We start from the raw sequence: 21586 nt of genomic DNA on the forward strand, positions 1-21586 counted from the left end.
CGGTGGTGTATCAGGCTTCACTGGCGACCCATCCCTTCACGACTTGTGCGACACGTTTTGAATCGGCTTTGACTGCTTCGCGTGCAAGACGCATGCGTTCTTCGTAGGCGTCCGGCAGCGCGATCGGGTTCTTGCGGTCCTGACCGAGCTGGGCGGTGTCCTCTTCCAGGCGCGGCATCAGGTCGTCATCGTCGACCATCCGCACGTCGGCGCTCTGCGGAGTGCCATCGTTGCCGCCCTTGGCCTGCTTTTCCTTGATTGCGGTCACGCCGGTGAGCTGGCGCAGTGTGGGGCGCACCACGCCGAACAGCAGCGCCAGCACCACAACCGCACCGACCAGCAGGCGCAGACCGTTCTGCACACGCGGGTCTTCCCACCACTTCGGACCTTCCTCGCCGGCCACCGCTTCGCGCACGAACGGGGCATTCATCACCGACACCGTGTCGCCACGGGCCGCGTCGAAGCCCACCGCCTGCTTGACCAGGCCCTCGATGCGGGTGAGCTCGGCGGCCGTCAGCGGCTGCTCGACCATCTTGCCCTTGGCACCGGGGCGCGGGACGTTGTCCAGCAGCACCGCCACCGACACCCGCTTGATGCGGCCGGCCGGCTGGCGGGTGTGTTGCAAGGTCCGGTCCAATTCGTAATTGCGGGTGGCGCTCTTGGAACTTTCGGTCGGCGCGGCCGGTGCGGCGGCCTGGCCGTTGGCAGCGGCCGGGGTGCCCGGTGCGCCGGCAGTGGCGTTTGCGGCTGGCGCCGGCGGCTGGCCGGGGCTGTTGCTGGTGGCGCCCGGGGGGCCCTGCGGGCCGGTGGCGCTGGTGCTGGTGTCGCTGACCTGTTCGCTGCGCAGCTTGGCCGGTTCGCCGTTGTAGAGCTCGCGGGCTTCCTCGACCACCGAGAAGTCCATGTCCACGCTGACTTCCGGGTTGACCCGGCCCGGGCCGGTCATCGGCTCGAGCAGCTCGCGGATACGCTGGTTGTAGGAGCTTTCCTGGCGACGCACCTGTTCGAACTGGGCGGCATGCTGGGCGGCGTCGCTGTTGGGGTCGGCGATGGAGAGCATGCGGCCGCTCTGGTCGACCACGGTGACGCGCTCGGGGGTCATGTCCGGGATGCTGGAGGCGACCAGGTTGACGATGGCATCGACCTGGTTGCGCTCCAGGCCCTGGCCGCCGCGCAGCTCCAGCACCACCGAGGCGCTGGCCACGTCACGCTGGCGGGTGAAGGCGCTGGGCTTGGGAATGGCCAGATGCACACGGGCCTCGCGCACCGGGCGCAGGGTGCCGATGGTGCGCGACAACTCGGTTTCCAGGGCGTGCTGGTAGCGGGCGTTTTCGACGAACTGGCTGACGCCGAAGCCGGGATCCTTTTCCATCAGCTCGAAGCCGCCGCCGGTTTCCTTGCCGGTCAGGCCGGAGCCGGCCAGCTTCAGGCGGGCGTCGTACAGACGGTCCTGCGGCACCGAGATGGCGCCGGTGTCCTGGTCGATCTTGAACGGGATCTGCGCGGTGCGCAGCAGGTCGGCCGCTTCGGCATTGCCCTTGTCGTCCAGGCCGGTGTACAGCGACTGGTAACCGGGCTTCTGCGACCAGAAGAACACTGCCAGACCCGCCGCCACCGCCACGGCGATCATCGCCATCATGGTCAGCTTGCGGGTGATCTGCAGGCTGCGGACACGGTCGAACCATTGCCCCGCCTTTTCGGCGTTCTGGTTCATGTTTTCTTTGGTGATCGCGAGAGCCATGTGTCGTCAACCCTTACAGCGGCATGTTCATGACGTCCTGATAAGCCTGGACGAGACGGTTGCGGACTTCCACGGTGGCACGGAAGGCCACCTGGGACTGCTGGGAGGCGACCATGACCCGTGCCAGATCGGCACTGGGGTCGCCCATTTCAAAGGCCTTGGCCAAGGCGCCGGACTTCTGCTGGGCCTCGTTGACGCCGCCGATGGCGCCGCGCAAGGTCTCGCTGAAGCTCGGTGCCTGGGTGGCCGGTGTTCCCTGCGTGCCGGCCAGCCCCTGGATCTGATTGCCGCGCGCCGCATCGCCCACCGCGCCCATCGGGCCTTGGCCCATCTGCGTCTGGTAGCTGCGGATCTGCGAGAGGATGGAGGTAACGGAGTCGCTCATGGGTGCGGTCAGCCAGGGAGGCATCCACACCAATGCAAGCGGCGTGCCGAAACTGCGCCGGGATTCCGGCGCCGGGGGCGAGGAGGGGCTTTAAGTCAGCCGCGGATGGGTCCGGCGCTGGGCAATGGCCCAGGAGTATTGGGTGCAGAGCGTCGGATCTGCGGCTTGGCTGCAGGGCCCTTGCCCGCCCACCCTCGCAGGACACGCCGCAAGTACGTCCGTGTAGGCGCTTACGCGGCATCCCTGCTGCGTAAGGTCCCGCGACGGTGGGGCGGACAAGGACCACGCGAGACGGCAGTGCATGCACCCGCGGTCTCGATCGACTAATCCGGCAACCACGCCTCACGCCAGCGATCAAGATTGCGTCCGGTGAGCATCCAGTCGCGGCGCACCACGTCACGCAAGGCCGCGCCCTTTGCCGCTGAAGCGGCCGGGTCGGCCAGATGCTCGCGGATCGCGCCGATCCAGTCGCGGTAGCGGTTTTTCACCAGGGTCACCGGCAGGTTGCCCTGGTAACAGCGCACATCGCTGGCGATCACCGGGTAGCCGCAGGCGCCGTATTCGAGCAGGCGCAGATTGCTCTTGCACTCGTTGAACAGGTTCTGTTCCACCGGCGCCAGCGCCAGGTCCAGATCCAGCGCCGCCAGTGCGGCCGGGTAATGATCGATCGGCACGCCAGGCTGGAACTGATGGATGTGCTGGCGCAGCGCAAACGGGTACATCCCCATGAACACCCATTCGACCTCGTCGGCCAGCTCGCGCACCACATCGGCGATCAGTTCCAGGTCGCCGGTGTGACTGACGCCGCCGGCCCAGCCGATGCGTGGCTTGCCACCCTGGCGTTGCTTGCGTTCGCTGCGTGCGGGCAGGTGCTCCCACCAATGCGGTGGCAGGCGGTTTTCGGCCACGCGGATGTCGCCATGCAACCCGGCGAACGCCTCGGCCAGGGCAGGGGTGGACACCACGAAGCGGTCCACCATGCCCAGCCCGCGCCGCACGGTCTTGAGGATGTCCTTGGGCATGTGCTCGCGATGCGCGTTCTTCAGCGGCAGGTTGGGCAGGTAGTCGTCCAGCTCGTAGACCTTGAACGCGCGCGACAGCGCCTGCATGCGCCGCATCGCTTCCAGTCGCGGCTCGCCGACCTGGCGTTGCAGGATCACAACGTCGGGATCCTGGCGTGCCAGCTCGCTGATCTCCAGATAGCCGTTGAACAGCACGCCTTCGACCATGCCGGCCTCGCGCAGGGCGCGCAGCGGCTGGATTACCCGGTAGTGGCCGCAGCCTTCGATATCGGCGGGGAGGGCGATCATCGTCGGCAGCGGTCGCCACGACTGCAGCGGCCGCCAACTGGCGCGCGGGTCGGCCAGCTGGAAGCCGGCGCCGGGGTCCAACGAGAAGCCCGGGTTGTAGGCCGGGTCGTTGGCCATCACCGGCAGCCAACGCGCATACATCGCTTCTTCGTCGAGTGCAGTGGCGGGTGGCGCGTCGGGCGGGTCGATCAGCAGCTGCGCGCGTGCGGCGTAGACATTGAGATAACCGGCCTGCTGCAGGCGCAGACACAGGTCGACGTCGCTCCATTGCGCCAATGCCGGTTCCTGCGCAAAGCCGCCGGCGTCCAGGAACAGCTGGCGCGGCAGCATCAGGCATTCGCCACTGAGCGCGCTGTAGTTCTGATCCAGTTGCAGGCGCTGCAGATAGCCCGATTCGTCGAACGCCGCACCTGCGAAGGCGCGCGCCGCTGGTGCCCCCAGGCCCAGCAGCAGGCCGGCGTGATGCACCGTGCCGTCGCCGCGCAGCAGCTTGCCGGCCACCGCGCCGACCTCCGGACGCAGCGCGTGGTTGAGCAGCTGCGCCAGCCAATCGGCCTTGATCGCTGCGGCACCGGCCGCCAACCACAGCAACACCTCCCCACGTGCCTGCTCGGCTGCCGCATTGCAGGCCGCTTCGCGCGAGGGCACACCGTCGAAGCGCAGCACGCGGATCTGCTGCAGGCCGAGGTTGTCGATGCCCGCCAGCCAGTCGCACAGCGCCGGCTCGGCGCTGTCGCCGCGATCCAGCAACAGCAGCTCGTAGTGCGGGTAGCCGGTGTTGGCGAGCACGCTTTCCAGGCAGCGCTGCACCTGCGCCAGGCGTCCATCCACCAGCACCAGGATGCTGACCAATGGTTGCTGTGCATGACGGTAGTCCACCGCGTGCCGGCCGGGGCCGTTGCTGCTCACCACCGCGTCCACGTACCCGCGCGCGGCAAGATGGCGGCTGATGGCGCGCTGCTCGTCTTCGTCGCCATGCCGCGTGGTGGCCGATGCCACCAGCAAGGGTTCGGCGATGTGCTGGATGCAGGCCAGGCCGTAGCGTTCGACCAGCCCAAGCTGGTAATCCAGTTCGAAGGCGTCGCTCGTTTCGGTTGCAAAGCCGCCATCGGCCACTAATGTCTGGTGCCGGAACAGCCAATGCCGCGACATCGTCGACGGTGAACTGAGCAACATGTCGAGATACAGCGCCGGCCGCATCGCCAGCCCCAGCTGACCGCCGTCCAGCGCGACCACTTCATCGGCGTAGATGGCCTGACACGTGTCCGGCAGCGCGAGCATCTCCAGCGCCAGCATCAGCAGGCCGCTGGCGGTGAACAGGCTGCCGGCCTGGACCAGCAGCACCCAGTCGATGGACTGTTGTGCGGCGATGGCTTGGTTGAGTGTCGCTGCCAGGCCTTGCGGGCCGATCAACACGCCGCGCTCGCCGTGGTTGGCAGCTTGCTCCGGCGAGCTGCTGATCACCCAAGTCTGCTGGTTCCGATAACACGCCACCGCCGCCAGGCTGGCCTGGGTTGCGGCCACCGCCGCCGCATCGCCGTCGCTGTCGACCACCATCACTGCGATCCGCGGGCCGCCCGCATGCGCCTGCAAACGTGCATCGATCAAGGCGCGCTGCACGGTGCTGGGATGACGCACCCCCAACCACGTGGCCGGCGACACGCGCTCGGCCATTCCTGCGCTCTGCATCAAGGCGTTGACCAGATCCACCGACTTGAACACCCGCGCCTTGTGCGGGCTGAGCGGGGCGACACGCACCTGGCGGTTGTCGCCGCCCTCGCGTCGCCAGCCGAGTTGGCGGATGCCCTGGCGCAGGTCCTCATGGCCCTGGTCGCCGATGCCGGGCTGATCGCGGCCGGCCTGACTGAACTGCGCACTGGACACGCGAAAATGCGTGAGCGGGCTGGACAGCAAGGCTAGGTTGCCGTGACGCAGCAGCTTGACGTAGATCGCTAGGTCGCCAACCCAGTGGATGGCCTTGCCGTTCAACATCATCAGCTCGCCACCCAGCGCCACCAGGTCGTCGCGCCGTGCAAGCACGCAACTCGGCTCGCCGATGAAGTTGATGGCGTGGTCGGCCAGGAACGACACCAGCTCCGGCCCGTCGATCAGCACGTCCTCGGCAAACGGGAAGCTGGTGGCCAGGATGTCCGGCAACGGCGCACCGTCATCGTCGATCCGCAGCCGGCGCGAGGACGCCAGCGCGGTGCCGGGGTTGCGCTCCATTGCGCCCACCAGCTGCGCGACGCAGTCCGGCTCCAGCACGTCGTCGTCGTGCAGGAATTTGACGTACTCGCCCTGCGCCAGGCCGATCCCCTTGACCGTGCTGCCGAGTTCGCCGAGGCGGGGGGTATTGCGGTGGTAGCGGATCGGAAATGGGGCGTCAGCCAGCCTCGACGCCAGCACGGCCTCGATGGCGCCATCGGCGTTGTCGTCGCAGATCACCAGCTCCAGCGCCGTGTAAGTCTGCGCCAGCACGCTGTCCAGCGCCTGCGCGAAATAGCGTGGCTTGTAGGTCGGCATGACGATGCTGACCAGGGCGTTGGACGTCATCGGCGATCGATTGTCTTGAACAGTCAAAGGTGCATCCACGGCGCAGCAGCGGGGGGAGGGAAGAGGGCCTCACAGTGCACCGGAAGACGGCGAACCTGGGCGCGCTCAGCCTAGCCGAAGATGCAACAAGCGTGCCGTGGTGCGTGAAGTGGGACGAGCCGGTTGGGGCGTGCCGCCGCACCCTGGACTGCGAGGAAGGTCGCAGCTAGGCGGCGTCCTTGCGGTACACCACCTCGATCCAGTCGGTGCGCAGGCTCCTGGGGTTCTTGGACAGCTTGGCGATGTCCCATAGCGAAAAGCCGGCTGCCTGCATCAAGTTGACCACGTCGACGAAGCTGGTGGTCTTGCCGTAGAAGTCGTACAAACCGATTTCGATCACTGCGCAGTCGGTGTGCTGCAGGATCGCTTTCGCGCCCTCCAGGACCTGACGCTCGAAGCCCTGCACATCGATCTTGAGAATATGCGCATGGGAAATCCCTAGTTCCGCGCACGCGTTGTCTAGGGTGGTCTTGCGGACTGCAATCTGCTCGTTCGACGCCTGGCGCGCATATCCAAGAGAATCGATGGAATCCGCATTGATCGGCAGCAATCCACCCAGGTGCGAGATGCCTTGCCGGTAGTACTGACTGACCTCTTCCTTCTCGCCCAGCGCCAAGCACACGGCTTTGCCGCCGAACTGCGCGGCTACTTCTTCCAGCGCGGCGAAATTCTGCGGATCCGGCTCGAACGAATAAAGCTGGCAGTCCGGATAGATCGATTTGAAATACCGGATCGACTCACCGCGATGCGCGCCAACATCCAGCACAACCGGTGCATCCGTCGTCAGCAACTGGTCGAAGAACCTGCGAGGCGAGTACGCCTGAGCATGTTCCTCGTTTCTGAGATCGGACGCGCCACAGATTGGCGAGTGCATGCCGGGCTGTGCGTTGGCTGTCTTGTCCTGGTTCATGGGGAGTTCTGCTCACCATGCTGTAGCGCACGCAGCGCTGCTTCCACCCGCACGACATCAGCCGGCGTATCCACCGCGATCGATTGGTTGCTCATCTGCACCATACGCACTTCAAAGCCAAGTTCCAGAAAACGCAGGATCTCGATGTCCTCAATGTCTTCCAACGTGGTCTTGCAAGATACCGACGCAAACGCCTGCAAGGCCTGTTTGGGAAACGCGTACGCACACACCTGCCGCCAGGCACGCCGGAACTCGCCTTGCTTGGTGACCGGGATCGCCGCGCGCGACATGTACAGCAGACGCCCATCCGGGCGAATCACCACCTTGGGCACGCTCGGGTTACGGAACTCGTCGATGTTGGCGACAGGGCAGTAACCGTTGATGACATCATTCGGTGAAGCTGCCGCAGCGTCGATCAGCAGACGCACGTCCTGCGGATTGAATAGCGGATCGTCACCTTGCACATTGATATAGGTGTCCACATTGAGCTGCTGCGCGACCTCGGCAACACGATCGGTGCCGGTCAGGCAGTCGCTGGAGGTCATCAAGGTGCGGATGCCGGCCTGCTCGCAGGTACGTTTAATCACGTCGCAATCGGTGGCGACGAGAATGCGCTCGGCTGGCGCCGCCTTGGCGCATTGCTGATAGGTGCGCACGATCATGGGCACGCCGCCCAACTCGATCAGCGGTTTTCCGGGCAGGCGCGAAGAGTCGCGCCGCGCGGGGATGATGATGGCGTAAGTCATGGAAGCCTCCTGGCAACCGATGGCGTTGAGTGGCGAGGGCGGCTCAGCCGACTCTGCCTTGCCAGAAATCAGTAGAGTTGAGCTTCAGCTGGCTGACTGCCTCGGCAGCCTCAAGTACTGCATCGGTGTCGGTGAATAGACGGTTCCACGAGTCCATCGAGAAGCCGTAGCTGTTGTCGCGAGCCACATTGAACAACGATACAAGCTTCAACGACGTCCAGCTCATATGCGGCTCCAGTGCCAGCAGACGAGACTTTGCAAAACGGTAGCTATCGACCAGCGTCTCGGCCGGGAATCCAAGCTGGCGTGCGTAGTTTTTCCACAATGACGACTCGAAGGCGTATTGGCTGAGTTCTTGAAAATGCCGATCGGGCGCAAGTTCGTTCATGGGAGAAAATTCGTCGTCCGCATGATTTGCCGGTCGCGGATCTTCTGGCATCGACCACAATGCCAGCATGTCCTGCGTCCTACCAAGCATGGCTTTCTCGGTGAAAAGGAACGGAATGTTGCGAAACCCTGCTCCCAAAGAAATTGCGATCTTTCCTTGATTGCGTTTGCCTCTAAAGTGGATATTGATGGCGTCGTGCGTTGAGCCAGTCAGCACGTTGTCGCTACGGCAACGCACCGCAAACTCGATACCTTGCTCGGCCAGATGCTCCACTCCCAGGCGTGCGGAGCGCAGCACCGCGTTGCGGTAGTGCAGGCCCAGGTTGTCCGGCTGAGGCACCAAAATCAGCTTGTCCAGCCAGGGCCTGCAGCGGTCCAGTAGTGCACTTGGTTGGTGGTCCCAGGTCACCATGCACTGGTAAGCCCAGGGGAAACGCAGGCGATTCCAGGCCAGCACCAAGGGCGTAAAGTCGAACGCGAGCCCCTGCACGAAAATGCCGGTGTCCGCCTTGGTCAGTTGGCGCGACAATTGCAGCTGGGGTAACAAACGCGAGAAATCCTGCAATTCTTGCAGCAGTGCAATGCTGCCCTGGTCGTATTCGACGGCACGCACCGTGCGGAAAGGGCCATGTGCCCTTGCAATCTGGTTCATCACCTCTGCCGCGTGATTGGAGAAGATGACGATCAGCACATCATCGGCTGATTCGTCCTCCAGCGCCGAAGGTGATTTGACCGGCAGGCCATGGACAGTCGTGCCTTGATTCTCTGGCCGTGGGCAGATGGTGTACTGCAAGTTCAATTGCCGAGCGATGGCTGGATAGAAATCGCGGAAAAACTGTCCCGCGCCCCAGCCGATCAACTTGGTGTTGCGCGGATTCAGTCCTGGATATTTGATGCTGGCTCGCTCGATCGAGCCGATTGCTAACGCCATGACAGGGCTTCCTTGTGTGCTCTACTAGTCTTACTGTGTCATTGAATTCGGAGATGCGGTTGCTTTTTTCGTCGAGCAGCTTCGCGCCGATTGCGATGGCAATTATCCAGCGCAAGGCCGCGATCGAGTCGGCGATATGGCGCTGGGCGGCTATCAGAAACCCATAAGCCGCGATACAGAGCGTGGAGTGATAGTGAGGGCTCGCCAACCACGCCCCTCGTCGTGGTCCAGCGCAACTCCTGCTTCAACTTTTGGTAATCGCGTGCGATCCGCCTGCGAGACTTGACCGTCTTCACCAAACTCTTGCACCACCTGTCTGCGGGAAGATTGGACAAGAAGTGGGAAGAAGAATTTTGCAGCCGTCAGTCATTACTTTATCTCTCCAAGCCGTGAATTTCCCTGGGCTTACTCCGCCCAGGGTGGTGGTGCGGCACCGGCGACGGGCGATGCATACAAAACGAGGTCGTAGTAGTGGCCGGGAGAGTGCTGGCGTAGGCGGAAGTGATAGCCATCGACCAATTTGTCCAGTTGTTCCACGATATCCAGTAGATCCTGGGCATAGTGATATACACAGATAGCCATACGGGGGCGCTGGGTACGGATGAGGTGAGATGCGCCTTCTAGTGCCCTGGCTTCAAACCCTTCGATGTCCAACTTCAGTAGCGTCAGCTTTTCCAACTCGTCGTCCAGGCGTGTAGTAGCCACGGAGATTCCGCCATCCGGCGATACATGGCTGGAAACAGTGCCGGTCTCCTCGAAGCGCAGCGTCGTATGTTCGTTGGAGATGGCCTTTTTTATGGCCTTGAAGTTATGCGGGGGAAGGGGGAGGGCGCTAGCGATTCCCTCCAGTTTCTGGAAGTTGATGCTATCGGGTTCGAAGGCGGTGATGCTTTCGTAGCGATAGCGGGATGCTTCTAGAAACTTGTGGACGATGGGGCCCTGAAAGGCACCGCCATCGCAGAAATGTTCACGCTGGCCCAGCTGGAACGTGCTGCTATCGGCGTATGTTGAAAAGTACTCGTTGATCGGCGTAGCCCAGCAGTCCAACAGGAGGCTGGAATCATAGGTCAGGCGGAACAGCAGGTTGCTGTAGAGCGTAAAAACGCTGAAATCGTCGTCCAGTCGATCCGCAAAGCGCAGAAATTCGTCCAGGCGCGCAAGCGTGCGCTGACGGTATACCCGGGCAGGCTCGTATACGGCGGGCAGCCCACAGTGAGCAACGGCCAGGCAGGCATCTACCCTTTCAATGCCTGCTTGCTCACATAGCTTGCGGGCCAGGCCGGATTCTCCCGGGCTGTAAGAAAAATCGATGGCCAATGCCTGGGAATGCTGGGCCGCTTGTTCGATGAACTGGTGCGAACTCCAACGCGGTACCCCATGAATGGTATCGCTGTCGCTTGGCTGGTCATCGACGGCGGCAATTACATGGCTGGAGCGCTGGACGATCTTTGGGCCATAAATGTCTCCAATGCCCGAGCGCGGTTGGAGCAAAAAGAGGGGGCGCTGCTCGAAATGCGGGATCAGCGGATCCAAGCAAGGCGCAACGCTTAGTTGCTCGATGCCCGCATTGGTGCAGAGGTCATTTGCAAACGCCCGTCCGCGCGGACTGCAAGAGAAATCGATAGCGATCGCATCAGCATACTGCCCCGCCTTGGCAAGAAACTCCTGACTGCTCCAGCGCGGCGCGCCATGAATGCGGTCCAGGCGGATGCTCTGGTCATCAATTGCGGCAACAACATGATGCAGGTCGGCAACCACCCTGGGACCGTGCACCATGCCTGCATAGGACTCGGGAGCGACGAGGAAGACAGGGCGGTTGGCAATCGCGGGTAGGCGCGCAATGACATCCTCGAGTACAGGGCGCTCCTGCTCCGCAATACGGAGAATCTGTTGGCGAAGCTGCTCATTTCTTGAGTTCATGAACGTCATCTCTCATAGGTATGAATAGGGGCGTCGTAGCGGGCGTCGAAATAGGTCTTGGCGGGCACGTCCTCGCAGTAGACACGCGGCCAGCCAAGTTCGCAGCTCCGTCCCACCTTGACGCCCCCACGCACGATGGCGCCGGTGCGCAGGATGCTGTTGCCGCCGATCTCGACGCCTGCGCCGATTTGCACACCGTTCTCTATCCAACATGACGATTTGACGCGGCATGCCGGCCCGAGGTGTGCGCCGGCGTGGATGACGGTGTTGTAGTCGATCCTGCACCCGTGCCCGACGACAGCATGGGCACCCACGAATGCGTTGAGCCCGATGGCCGTGTCAGAGCCGATGGCTGCGCTGGAGTGGATGAAGGGCTCCAGCTTGAAGCCACGTTCCATTGCCGCCTGCATCAGTTCCATGCGCTTGAAGTTGCCGAAGCGTTCGTCGAAAGCCACGAACATGGCGCTGTCGGTCGGATTCAGCACATCCAGCACGGCCAGATCGAATTCGTGTCCCGCGTCTTGCGGCACGTCGATTCTGATGACTGCCTCGTCCTGACGCGCCTGCTTCCAGGCGTGAAAGGCCAGGTCGAGGTACTCGCTGCTGCCGATGATCCACCTAGATTTCATGTTCGGTCTCCATCAGCATCGTGTACCAGCGTTCGACCAGGCGATTCATGGATTCATAGGCTCCCTGGGTAGGCAGCGGCGCGTCTGTGTGCAATGCGGACTGCACTCGTTCCATGATGTCGACGTCTTCGCCTACCACCACCTTGCTGCCGTGCATCTGTGCCAGTAGCACCTGGCTGGAAGAACCGTAAGGCTGTTTCCTGCGCGCGCTAAACCAATAGATTTCCAGGTCCGTCCGGTCCGGTGCGACGGGGATATGGTGTTCCAGCGTGAAGGAATAGCCCCCGTTGGAACTGGCGATGTGCATGTTCGGGAAGGCAAGCCAGTTAAAGTAGGCGTCCTGCTTGCCCCAGCGTTCCACTTTATCGTGCCAGCCGAAATGCTGAAGCTTAGGGATGGGTGCTTCCGGGCCGCCGAAACTGAAGCGGCGCATTTCGCGCCTCAGGGCTGTGGGCGATGTGTCCTGCAACGCATCCATGGACTCCTTGGCTTGTTCCTCGTTTACCTGGGGAGTGAAGTTGACGCTTTTGGCCAGGGTCTTGGGGTGGACAAAGCGCGGATGGTTGGCGTCCCGCAGATTCTCGTAGGCCAGCTTCCAGTTGTACCGGCCATGCCATGTGGTCACCATAACCTCGGTGTCATAGGCGTTGGAACTACTTTCCAGCAAGGCGATGAAGTCTGCCGAAAACTGCTCCTCGATTGGCATCGGGTCGGGGTCGAGGTTGACGAACAGCAGGCTTCCCACCTCACGCAAGGCGAACTCCCGCAATTTCAAACCGCGTCTTTCTTCTTCGTCGAAGCCATAGACAGCCGCGCACTCGGGGATGTTCTCAACCCGGCCATCGGCGTCGTACTTCCAGGCATGGTAAGGGCAGACCAGCGGGCGCTTTCCCACCGCTGCGGTCTGCAGCAGCGCGCTGCGGTGCAGGCAGACGTTCTCGAACGCGCGCAGGCGGCCCTGGAAGTTCTGGATTAGCACTGGAATGCCGGCGAGCCTGCGAGTGATGAAGCAGTTGTTGTCGGGCAGCAGCGTCTTCAGGCCGGCAAACAGCCAGACCTTGCGGAATATCTTGCGCTGTTCGCGGGCGAAGATGTCCGTCGACAGGTAGTAGCTGGGGTGCATTCGCGATCGCATCGGCGCGGCTTCCTCAGGAATCCTTGTGGTAGATGATCCGGGCCGGGTTGCCGAACACGCTGGCGCCGGCCGGCACGTCCTTGACCACGACCGCACCGGCGCCGACGACGGCGCTGTCGCCGATGTGGATGCCGGGCAGGATGGTGGCGTGCGGGTGCACGATGGCGTGCTCACCGATCCGTGCGCCGCCGCCGACGAAGGTCATTGCCCCGATTTGCGCATAGTCCCCGACACGGACATCGTGCCCAAGCATGGTGTTGGCTTGCACGTTGACGAAGTCGCCCAGCCATACGTCGGGGCTGAGCTGCACGCGGTGGCACAGGAAGCAGCCAGTGCCGATATGTACGCGCGGGCTCACGAACGCGCCGGTGAGAATGCTGATGAACTGCGCGCCTTGCGCCAGCAATGGCTGCGCATAGCGCTGGCGCGAATGCGGATCGCCGATCGCGCAGACGAAGCGTTCTTCATCTTGCGGCTGGTACGCGAGCGGGCAGCCGACGATGGTCAGATCGCAGCCTAGACCGTCCAGCATCTGCGGGCGCGTGTCGAGAAAGCCCACCGGACGCCACTGCGTTCCGCACGCCGGATCGCCCTGCATCTGCGCCAGGACCTCGCGCCCCCATCCGCCAGCGCCGATGATCAATACGGGATGGGTCATAGGATCGAGCCGCCGTCCATGACCAGACTGGTTCCGGTGACCCAGCGGCTGGCGTCGGCCAGCAGGTAGATCGCGGCATTGGCTACGTCCTGCGGTTCGCCCAGGCCCAGCGGATGCCGCGCCTTCTGCGCCTCAAGCTGGTCGGCGCCCCACATCGGCGTGGCCACGGCCGACGGGGAAATACCGTTGACCCTGATCCTGCGCTTTGCCTGTTCCAGCGCCAGGCACTTGATGATGCCGATGAGGCCGGCTTTCATCGCCGAATACGGCCCTACGCCGCGTGTGCCGAGGTGCGCGGCAGTGGATAGCATGAACACGATCGAGCCCTGCGGGGCGATGGCATTTGCCTGCAGCAGGCGCTGCGTCAGCATCACCGGAGCGAGAAAATTGACCGTGTACATCTCGGTCATCGCCGCCTCGCTCAGCTGCCGGATCGGGCAGTGCTTCTGCATGCCCGCGCAGTGCACCACGCCATGTACCGTCATACCCGCCGCGGCAGCCAATGCCTCGCGATCGGCGGCGCTGGTCAGGTCGCCGAGCACGCCAACGTGGCCCGTGCCCTGCAGCTGCGCCTGGGTCTGGGCGAGGCGGTCTCTGTCGCGGCCGGCGAGAACCATCTGAGCACCTCGCTGCGCGCAGGCGATAGCGATCTGCCGGCCTAGCCCCGACGACGCTCCCGTCACCAGGATCGTCTTGCCGCCGAGCGAAAACGCCGTGCGTGCTGGCGTGTTCATGCGTAGATGTCCATCGGCACAGTGAGGCCGCCGTCCACGACGAAATAGTTACGCGTGATCCAGCGGCTCGCATCGGCCAGCAGGAACGTGGTGGCGTAGGCGACGTCCTCCGGCTCGCCCATGCCAAGTGGCGTCAGTTCGAACAGCCCTTCCATGTTGCCGCCGCTGCCCTGCAGGCCATCTAGCAGTGGCGTGCGCACGTAACCCGGGGCGATACAGTTGGCGCGGATGCCGTTTTTGGCAACTTCCTGCGCCAGCGATCTCACCATGCCGAGCAGGGCGCTCTTGCTGGCCGCGTACGCGCTGCTTGCCATCGGTCCGATGTGCGAGGCAACCGAAGCGACGAACACCAGCGAGCCGTTCGCGGCAATGCGCTTCTTCGCCAGCAGGCCCCGGGTCAGCAGCATCGGTGCGAATGTGTTGCTGGAGAAGATCTCGTTCAAATGGGCTCGATTGACCAGGCGCAGCGGAACCAGCCGGGAGATCCCGGCCGCGTGCGCCATCCCGTTCAAGACGCCGACGTCGGCGACCAGGCGATCGATGTCCTCCTGCTGGTCAAGGTCTGCCGCTATTGTCACGTGCCCATCGCCCGGCAACACCTCCAAGGTCGAGGCCAGTCGCGCGCGGTCGCGCCCGCTGATCACCAGCTGGGCACCAAGCTCGGCACAGGAAATGGCGATCTGGCGGCCAATACCCGAGGAGGCGCCGGTGACGAGGATGCGTTTGCCGGCAAGCGAGAAAGGGTCGGCGGCAATACTCACGATTCGATCAGATCCGGAAAAACGGCCCCTTCGATGTCGAGCAGGCAGCTGCCCCACGACAGCCCGATGCCGAAGCCGCACAGCAGCACGCGCTTGCGGCCGGCTTCCAGTTCCTTGTTGATGCGGGCGGTCATGGTCACCGGTAACGAGGCGCCGCTGGAGTTGCCGAAGTCGCGCAGCGTGGAGGGCACCTTTTCCAACGGCAGGCCGAGCTTTTTGCGAATGGTCTCGTTGATCATGCGGTTGGCCTGGTGAAACACGAAGTAATCGATGTCTTCCTTGGCCACGCCGGTGTACTCAAGCAGTTTCTGCACGGCAGGTGGAATGCGCTGGGTAGAGAAGCTCAGCACTGCCACGCCGTCCAGGATCAGGTCCACGCCACGCTTCCAGGCACCATCCGCCTCGTCGCGATACGGCACCAAGTGCTGGATGCCGACCGGTTCGCGGTGACCACCCACCGGCAGGATGATGGCTTTGTAGCCGCTGCCATCGCTGTTGAGGTCGAAATACATCGGCGGCGCGTCGGCGCTGAATTCCAGCGCCGTGGCGGTGCCGGAATCGGAAAAGATCGGGTCTTCCAGATTGGCGCTGCGGTCGCCGACCAGCAGCAGCCCTTTTTTGACGCCGCCGGCGGCGATCATCGAGCCGAGCAGGTTGATGCCGAACGGGTAGGCCGAGCAGCCCAGGTTGACGTCGAAGGCGACCGTGGCATGCGATAGCCCCAGTCGGTCCTGCAGGATGATCGCGGTGGCCGGGATCGGGTAATCCGGCGATTGGGTCACCACGATCAATGCATCGATCTCCTCACGCTTCCACTGCAGACGCTCCAGCAGCACTTCGGTCGCATCGAAGGCCAGGTCGGAAAAGCACTGCCAATCCGAGGCCATGCGGCGTGTCTCGATGCCGATGTTGCGCACCAGGCGCTCGCGTTCGGAGCGGATCTGCGGCCGGCAGTCGGTGAGATTGGACACCACCCGCTTCGGCACGCAGGTCGCCATGCCGGCAAAGCGGACGTTGTGCAGCGTGGAGGTCGGCATGTTACGCCTCGGTCAGTTTGTAGAGATCGCCCACGGTAGTTGCGGCGGTGAGATCTTCGCCGGTAATGGTCTTGCCGTACTCCATGTCGAACATGACGATCACACCCAGCGCGGCCAGCGAATCCCACTCCGGCAATTCCAGCAGCACGGTGTCCAGCGTGACCTCCACCGGTTCCTGGAAGTCGGTGGCGGAGAGGAAGTTCTCGATAAATGTTGCCTGGGTCATGCGAGCTCGCCTGGTTGCCTGTTGAAGAGATGGGAGTCTGAAATGCAGCTGCAGCTGCAGCGTGTTGCGATCATGTTGCCTGTGCGCCGGCGATCAGATCGGCAATGGTATCCACCTGGTCGCGGGTCAGGCCAGGAAAGATCGGCAGACACAATACCTGTGCGGCCACCGAGCGCGCGACCGGCAGCCATGCCGGCGCCGAGGAGGGCAGGGCGCGATACATCGGGAAATCGCTGATCAACGGATAGAAGTACCGCCGCACCAGGATGCCGTGCTCGCGCATCACTTGGTACAGCGCATCGCGCGACAGCGGGTAGTCGTCCTGCACCAGGATCGGAAAGTACGCGTAGTTGGCGCTGGCGTGATCGGGCCGCGCCACGCAGCGCACGCCGCGAACATCGCTCAGACGCTGCCGATACTGCGCATCGATGGCGCTGCGCTGGGCGATGGCGTGATCGATGTGCTTGAGCTGCAGCAGGCCGAAGGCTGCGCTGATCTCATTCATCTTGCCGTTGATGCCCGGTGCCACCACCGTGGTCTCATCGACAAAGCCGAAATTCTTCAGATGCCCGATGCGCTGATAGGTTCTTTCGTCCGGGCAGACGATGGCGCCACCTTCGAAGGTGTTGAACACCTTGGTGGCATGGAAGCTCAACACGCTCAGGTCGCCATGACGCAGGATCGAGCCACCCTCATCGCGCACGCCGAAGGCATGCGCCGCGTCGTAGATCACCTTGAGGTTGTAGATGTCGGCGATGCGCGTGATCGCAGCGGTATCGCAGGCTGTGCCGTAGCAGTGCACCGGCATGATGGCGGTGGTCTGCGGGGTGATGGCCGCCTCGATCTTGGACGGATCCATGTTGAGCGTCACCGGGTCGATATCCACAAACACCGGGGTGATGCTTTTCCACAGCAGCGAATGCGCAGTGGCCACGAACGAGTAGGGCGTGGTGATGACTTCCCCAGTGATGCGCAGCGCCTGCAGCGCGGTGATCAACGCGGTGGTGCCGTTGGTGAGCAAGGCCAGGTGCGGCACGCCCAGATACTCGCACAACGCGCGTTCGAACGCGTGATGCATGTCACCGCCATTGCTGAGAATGCGGCTGGACCAGATCTGCTCCAGATAGGGCAGAAATTCTTCCAGCGGCGGCAGCAGCGGACTGGTGACAGGGATGGGCATCAATGCCTCGGCAGGTGCTGGTGAATGTCGGGATTCCGCCGCAGGCACGGCTGCGGACGGGGCAATCCTGCTGAAGCAAGCGCTATGCCAGCGAGCCGGGCGGGGAGGCCGGCCCGCTCAGTTCGCCAGCTCGGTCTGCTCGCGATCGATGCCGTACTTGCGCAGCTTTTCCACCAGCGTGGTGCGGCGCAGGCCCAGCAGTTGCGCCGCATGCGCCACCACGCCCTGGGTACGTTCCAGCGCCTCGTTAATCAGCGCCAGCTCGATGTTGGCCATGTGGCCGCGCAGGTCGATGCCATCGTCGGGCAGGCTGGAGCTGGTCGCCGGCTCGGCATCGGCTGACGTGGATGGCAGGGTCACCACGTTGCCCGGCAGCGCGATGTCCTCGACGGGGGCGGCAACCAGCGCCGGTTCGGGCGCAAGCTCGACCGGCACGGCCGCGGCAAAATCACCGCGGTAGCGCGCCGGCAGGTCCTGCACGCGTACCAGTCCGCCCGGATGCAGCACCGCCAGGCGCTCCACCAGGTTGGTCAGCTCGCGCACATTGCCCGGCCAGTCGTAGCTGCGCAGCGCCTGCAGTGCTTCGTCGGCGAAGCGCACTTCGCCGCGTCCGGTGCGTGCCAGTTGCCCGGCGATGGTCTGCACCAGCATGGCCAGGTCGTCGACGCGTTCGCGCAGCGCCGGCATCTCGATCGGGAACACGTTGAGGCGATAGAACAGGTCCTCGCGGAACTGGCCGTCGCTGATGCGGGTTTCCAGGTTGCGGTGGGTCGCGGCGATCACGCGCACGTTGCAACGGATGGTCTGGCCACCACCGACACGCTCGAAGCTGCGCTCCTGCAGCACGCGCAGCAGCTTGACCTGCATCGGCAGGCTCATGTCGCCGATCTCGTCCAGCAGCAGGGTGCCGCCCTCGGCCATTTCGAAGCGGCCCTTGCGGGTGCTCAGCGCGCCGGTGAAGGCGCCTTTTTCGTGACCGAACAGCTCGCTTTCCAGCAGATCCGGCGGAATCGCGCCGCAGTTGATCGCCACGAACGGCCCGTCGCGCCGTGGCGAATGCTGATGGATGGCACGTGCGACGACTTCCTTGCCGGTGCCCGATTCGCCCAGCACCAGCACCGTGGTGTCGAAGGCAGCCACCTGGTCGATCAAGCGACGCAGGCGGGTCACCGCCTCGCTGTTGCCGGTCGGGCCAGTGTCCTGCTGCACGCCGGCCTGGTGCTCGGCGTCCAGGCGCTTGAGGCTGGCACGGCGCAGCAAGGCTTCCAGCTGCGTATGCCGCAGCGGCGTGTCCAGCGTCCAGACATTGGCTTCGTGCAGGCCATGGGCCTGTGCGAACGCGCTCGGGCTGCCCTCCATCAGCAGCACCGGTGGCGGCAGCTTGGCATCGGCCAGCCAGTCGAAGAACTTGTCGGCCTGTGCAGCGTCCTGCGCCGAGCCCACCATCACCGCCATCCATTCGTCGTGGCGATGGCGGCCGGGATTGATGTCGGCGCCGTCGGTGACCCAGCGGGGATTGAAGTCCATGAACTCGAGCAGCGAGACCGTGCGCTCGGCGCGCACGGCATCGCTGTCGATCAACAGAATGCGGGACTCACTCATTCCTGGCTCCTTCCGTCAGGCCCTCCAGGATTGGCATGACTTCCTGGATATAGGACAGCTTGCTAACAAAATTGTCAGCACCCGCGCGAAGAGCATGTTCACGATGCTCTGCATCGTCAAAGTGGCTCGCGATGACAATATACGGCGGATCGTCCTGCGTCTTGATCAGACGCGTTGCCTGCAGCCCGCCCATCTCCGGCATGGCCAGGTCCATCAGCACGACATTGGGGCGCAGCGACTCAGAGCGCTCGATCGCTTCCAGTCCATTGGCGGCACTGCCCACGATATCGAGCCACTCCACTTTGCGAAAATGACGCATCGCAGCGTTGATGAAGCCCTCGTGGTCGTCGACCAGCAGCACGGTGAGTTTGCTCATAGTAGTCCTTATCCTGCCCGGGCAAGCAGCGGTTTGTTGGTGCGGCGGCGCTCGCGTGCCGGGGCGATGTCGAGTTGTTCGCGGTACTTGGCCACAGTGCGACGGGCAATATTAACGCCCTGGCGCGACAACAGCCCGGCGATGGCTTCGTCGGCCAGCGGCCGCCCGGCCGGCTCGCTTTCGATCAGTCGCCGCACCATCGCCTTGACCGCCTGGCCGGAGACGCTGGCGCCTTCCAGGCGCACCGCAAAGAAGTGCTTGAGCTCGAAGGTGCCGCGCGGGGTCTGGATGTATTTGCCGGTGGTAATGCGCGAAATCGTCGACTCGTGCATGCCGATCTCATCGGCGATTTCCTTCAGCGTCAGCGGTGCCATCGCTTCTTCGCCGCGCACCAGAAAGGCGGCCTGGCGTTCGACGATGGCGCGGGTGGCGCGCAGCAGGGTCTCGTAGCGCATCGACAGGCCGCGGGTCAGCCAGCGCGCTTCCTGCAGCATGTCACGCAGCGGCTGGGCGGCATCGCCGGCCTCGGCCAGTGCGCGCTCATGCACGGGGTTGATGCTCACCCGATGCGTGGTGGCCGGGTTCAAGGCCACCCGCCAGCTGCCATCGGCATGCCAGGCGAGCACGTCCGGAATCACGTTGGCGTTGCTTTCCTGCGACAGGTCATCGCCGGGGCGTGGCTGCAACGACAGGATCAGCCGTACCGCTTCGCGCACATCGTCCAGCTCGGCATCGTGTGCGCGCGCCAGCACCGGATAGTCGTGGCTGGCCAGCAGGTCCAGGTCGCCGGCAAGGATGCGCGCGGCCAGATGGCGCGCCGGCACGCGGCCGGGCAGGGCGCCCAGCTGGGCCTGCAGGCACTCGCGCAGGTCGCAGGCGGCCAGGCCGGCCGGGTCGCCGTGCAGCAGGCGCTGACGGACCGCTTCCACTGCCTGCACGGTCATACCAAGACGGGTGGCACCGAGCTGCTGCAGCGTCGCCAGGGCCTCGCTCAGATAGCCGGCGTCGTCGGTCTGCTCCAGCCAGAACGCGGCGGCCCCCAACGCAGCCTCGTCCAGGTCCAGCGCCAGATCGCGCAGGATGCGCACGTGCGGGTCGGTGGATTCGCCAGCTGCCACGCGCTGCATGCGGTCGTCGTCGTCGCCGTTCCAGCTGCTGCTCTGCACGTCCCACATCGTGCTTTCCGGCAGTTCGTCGAAGGCGGCGACATCGGACGCGCCATCGTCACTGGTCGCGACGGCGTCGCTGTCGGCCAGTTCTTCCAGTTCCAGCAGCGGGTTGGTTTCCAGCGCGCGACGGATTTCCAGTTCCAACTGCATGCCGTCCAATTGCAACAGACGGATCGACTGCAGCAACTGCGGGGTCAGGTGCAGTTGCTGGCCAAGCTGGGCGGAAATGGTCGTCTTCATCGAAGCGCTTCCGGAAGGCGCCGCACGTGGCAGCGATGGAACGCATCTTGCAGGACAAGGCGACGGGTTTCTAATCAGGGAATCGCGTGAGGCAATTCGTGATTTTCCTGACAGCGCGTGGGGAATTCCCTGACGTTCAATACGGACTCAAGCGTGCCCGCCGGAATCCCGTCACTGTTTTCGTCGCTGGCGGCCATTTTCGGTCGGCGCAGCGGTTTGCTCAGACCAGTTCGTTGTGATGCTTGGCGGCCAGCAACACCAGGTCGTTGGCACGCCGGCAACCGAGCGATTCCATCATGCGCGCGCGATGGGTCTCCACCGTCTTGACGCTGATGCCGAGATCGGCAGCGATTTCCTTGTTGCTCTGGCCGCGGCCGATCTCGCGCAGGATCTCGCGCTGGCGCGGCGACAAGGCGGCGATACCGACCGGTTTTTCCCGGCCCAGCATCGGCGCGATCATCTTGGACGAAATCTGCGGGCTCAGGAACACCTGGCCGGCTGCCGCTGCACGCAAGGCCAATTCCAGCTCGAGCGGCGCCGCATCCTTGACCACGAAGCCCACCGCGCCGCGATCGAGCGCATCGCGCACGTGCACCGGGTCGTCGTGCATCGACATCATCACCACATGCGTGCGCGGCGCGGCGCGCAACACATCGGTCATGGCATCCAGGCCGCTGCGGCCAGGCAGGGACAGATCCATCAACACCAGATCAGGCCGGTGCAGGGATGTCATGTCCAGGGCTTGCTGTGCGTTGCTGGCCTCACCCACGACATCGATGCCGGCGAAGGTTTGCAGCAGCCTGGACAGGCCGGCACGGACAAGGGTGTGATCGTCGACGATGATGACTCGCACGGCGCAGAAGAGACCTTTTTTCAGTAAAGGGCACCTTAGCCGACCCGGCGCCCCGCGCCAACAG

Annotated in this window: 19 protein-coding genes and 1 pseudogene; all 20 read right to left on the bottom strand. The window is 63.9% G+C overall.

The features are described 5' to 3' along the window. Positions 1-10: 10 nt before the first annotated feature. Positions 11-1741 carry a flagellar basal-body MS-ring/collar protein FliF gene (gene fliF, locus ABQ137_RS17690; RefSeq protein ID WP_016904679.1) on the bottom strand — a complete coding sequence of 577 codons (1731 nt, stop codon included), beginning with the start codon at positions 1739-1741 and terminating at the stop codon, positions 11-13. Positions 1742-1754: 13 nt separating this feature from the next. Next, positions 1755-2126, bottom strand: coding sequence for a flagellar hook-basal body complex protein FliE (gene fliE, locus ABQ137_RS17695; protein WP_006449786.1), 372 nt, complete (start codon positions 2124-2126; stop codon positions 1755-1757). A 323-nt stretch (positions 2127-2449) separates the two neighbouring features. After that, on the bottom strand, positions 2450-5959 hold the full coding sequence (locus ABQ137_RS17700) for a glycosyltransferase (RefSeq protein ID WP_349783325.1): 3510 nt from the start codon (positions 5957-5959) through the stop codon (positions 2450-2452). Positions 5960-6194: 235 nt separating this feature from the next. Beyond that, a complete protein-coding gene (locus tag ABQ137_RS17705) occupies positions 6195-6938 on the bottom strand; it encodes an FkbM family methyltransferase (protein WP_349783270.1) in 744 nt (247 codons plus the stop codon). Beyond that, positions 6935-7684 (bottom strand): 3-deoxy-manno-octulosonate cytidylyltransferase, encoded by a 750-nt coding sequence (locus ABQ137_RS17710; protein WP_349783271.1) that lies wholly within the window; start codon positions 7682-7684, stop codon positions 6935-6937. The genes ABQ137_RS17705 and ABQ137_RS17710 overlap by 4 nt, the downstream gene beginning before the upstream one ends. 43 nt (positions 7685-7727) lie before the next feature. Next, a complete protein-coding gene (locus ABQ137_RS17715) occupies positions 7728-9002 on the bottom strand; it encodes a hypothetical protein (protein WP_349783272.1) in 1275 nt (424 codons plus the stop codon). Between the two features lie 127 nt (positions 9003-9129). Then, positions 9130-9349 (bottom strand): annotated as a pseudogene (locus ABQ137_RS20715) (IS701 family transposase); the annotation flags it as partial. Positions 9350-9407: 58 nt separating this feature from the next. Continuing rightward, positions 9408-10931, bottom strand: a complete 1524-nt coding sequence (locus tag ABQ137_RS17720; RefSeq protein ID WP_349783273.1) for an FkbM family methyltransferase — start codon at positions 10929-10931, stop codon at positions 9408-9410. Further along, complete coding sequence (locus ABQ137_RS17725; protein WP_349783274.1) at positions 10928-11551, bottom strand: LbetaH domain-containing protein; 624 nt, start codon at positions 11549-11551, stop codon at positions 10928-10930. Before ABQ137_RS17725 ends, ABQ137_RS17720 begins: the two co-directional genes overlap by 4 nt. Continuing rightward, positions 11541-12686, bottom strand: coding sequence for an aromatic ring-hydroxylating oxygenase subunit alpha (locus ABQ137_RS17730; RefSeq protein ID WP_349783275.1), 1146 nt, complete (start codon positions 12684-12686; stop codon positions 11541-11543). Before ABQ137_RS17730 ends, ABQ137_RS17725 begins: the two co-directional genes overlap by 11 nt. Before the next feature lie 13 nt (positions 12687-12699). Then, positions 12700-13344, bottom strand: a complete 645-nt coding sequence (locus ABQ137_RS17735) for a NeuD/PglB/VioB family sugar acetyltransferase (RefSeq protein WP_349783276.1) — start codon at positions 13342-13344, stop codon at positions 12700-12702. Then, positions 13341-14078 (bottom strand): SDR family NAD(P)-dependent oxidoreductase, encoded by a 738-nt coding sequence (locus tag ABQ137_RS17740; RefSeq protein WP_104645692.1) that lies wholly within the window; start codon positions 14076-14078, stop codon positions 13341-13343. Before ABQ137_RS17740 ends, ABQ137_RS17735 begins: the two co-directional genes overlap by 4 nt. Beyond that, complete coding sequence (locus tag ABQ137_RS17745; RefSeq protein WP_349783277.1) at positions 14075-14839, bottom strand: SDR family NAD(P)-dependent oxidoreductase; 765 nt, start codon at positions 14837-14839, stop codon at positions 14075-14077. Before ABQ137_RS17745 ends, ABQ137_RS17740 begins: the two co-directional genes overlap by 4 nt. Further along, positions 14836-15876 carry a ketoacyl-ACP synthase III gene (locus ABQ137_RS17750; RefSeq protein WP_349783278.1) on the bottom strand — a complete coding sequence of 347 codons (1041 nt, stop codon included), beginning with the start codon at positions 15874-15876 and terminating at the stop codon, positions 14836-14838. Before ABQ137_RS17750 ends, ABQ137_RS17745 begins: the two co-directional genes overlap by 4 nt. Position 15877: 1 nt before the next feature. Further along, the gene (locus ABQ137_RS17755) at positions 15878-16102 is read right to left on the bottom strand and encodes an acyl carrier protein (protein ID WP_024939600.1); all 225 of its coding nucleotides are present in this window, start codon (positions 16100-16102) and stop codon (positions 15878-15880) included. 70 nt (positions 16103-16172) lie between these two features. Continuing rightward, positions 16173-17282, bottom strand: a complete 1110-nt coding sequence (locus tag ABQ137_RS17760) for a DegT/DnrJ/EryC1/StrS family aminotransferase (RefSeq protein WP_104542840.1) — start codon at positions 17280-17282, stop codon at positions 16173-16175. Between the two features lie 117 nt (positions 17283-17399). Further along, a complete protein-coding gene (locus ABQ137_RS17765; protein WP_024939602.1) occupies positions 17400-18884 on the bottom strand; it encodes a sigma-54 dependent transcriptional regulator in 1485 nt (494 codons plus the stop codon). Continuing rightward, positions 18877-19260: a response regulator gene (locus ABQ137_RS17770; protein ID WP_016904817.1), complete on the bottom strand. Its 384-nt coding sequence runs from the start codon at positions 19258-19260 to the stop codon at positions 18877-18879. Before ABQ137_RS17770 ends, ABQ137_RS17765 begins: the two co-directional genes overlap by 8 nt. Before the next feature lie 8 nt (positions 19261-19268). Then, positions 19269-20669 (bottom strand): RNA polymerase factor sigma-54, encoded by a 1401-nt coding sequence (rpoN, locus tag ABQ137_RS17775; protein ID WP_054591182.1) that lies wholly within the window; start codon positions 20667-20669, stop codon positions 19269-19271. A gap of 220 nt (positions 20670-20889) precedes the next feature. Further along, the gene (locus tag ABQ137_RS17780) at positions 20890-21522 is read right to left on the bottom strand and encodes a response regulator transcription factor (RefSeq protein ID WP_003482986.1); all 633 of its coding nucleotides are present in this window, start codon (positions 21520-21522) and stop codon (positions 20890-20892) included. Positions 21523-21586 lie beyond the last annotated feature (64 nt).

This window comes from Xanthomonas sp. WHRI 8393, from assembly GCF_040203315.1.
GTDB lineage: Bacteria > Pseudomonadota > Gammaproteobacteria > Xanthomonadales > Xanthomonadaceae > Xanthomonas > Xanthomonas arboricola.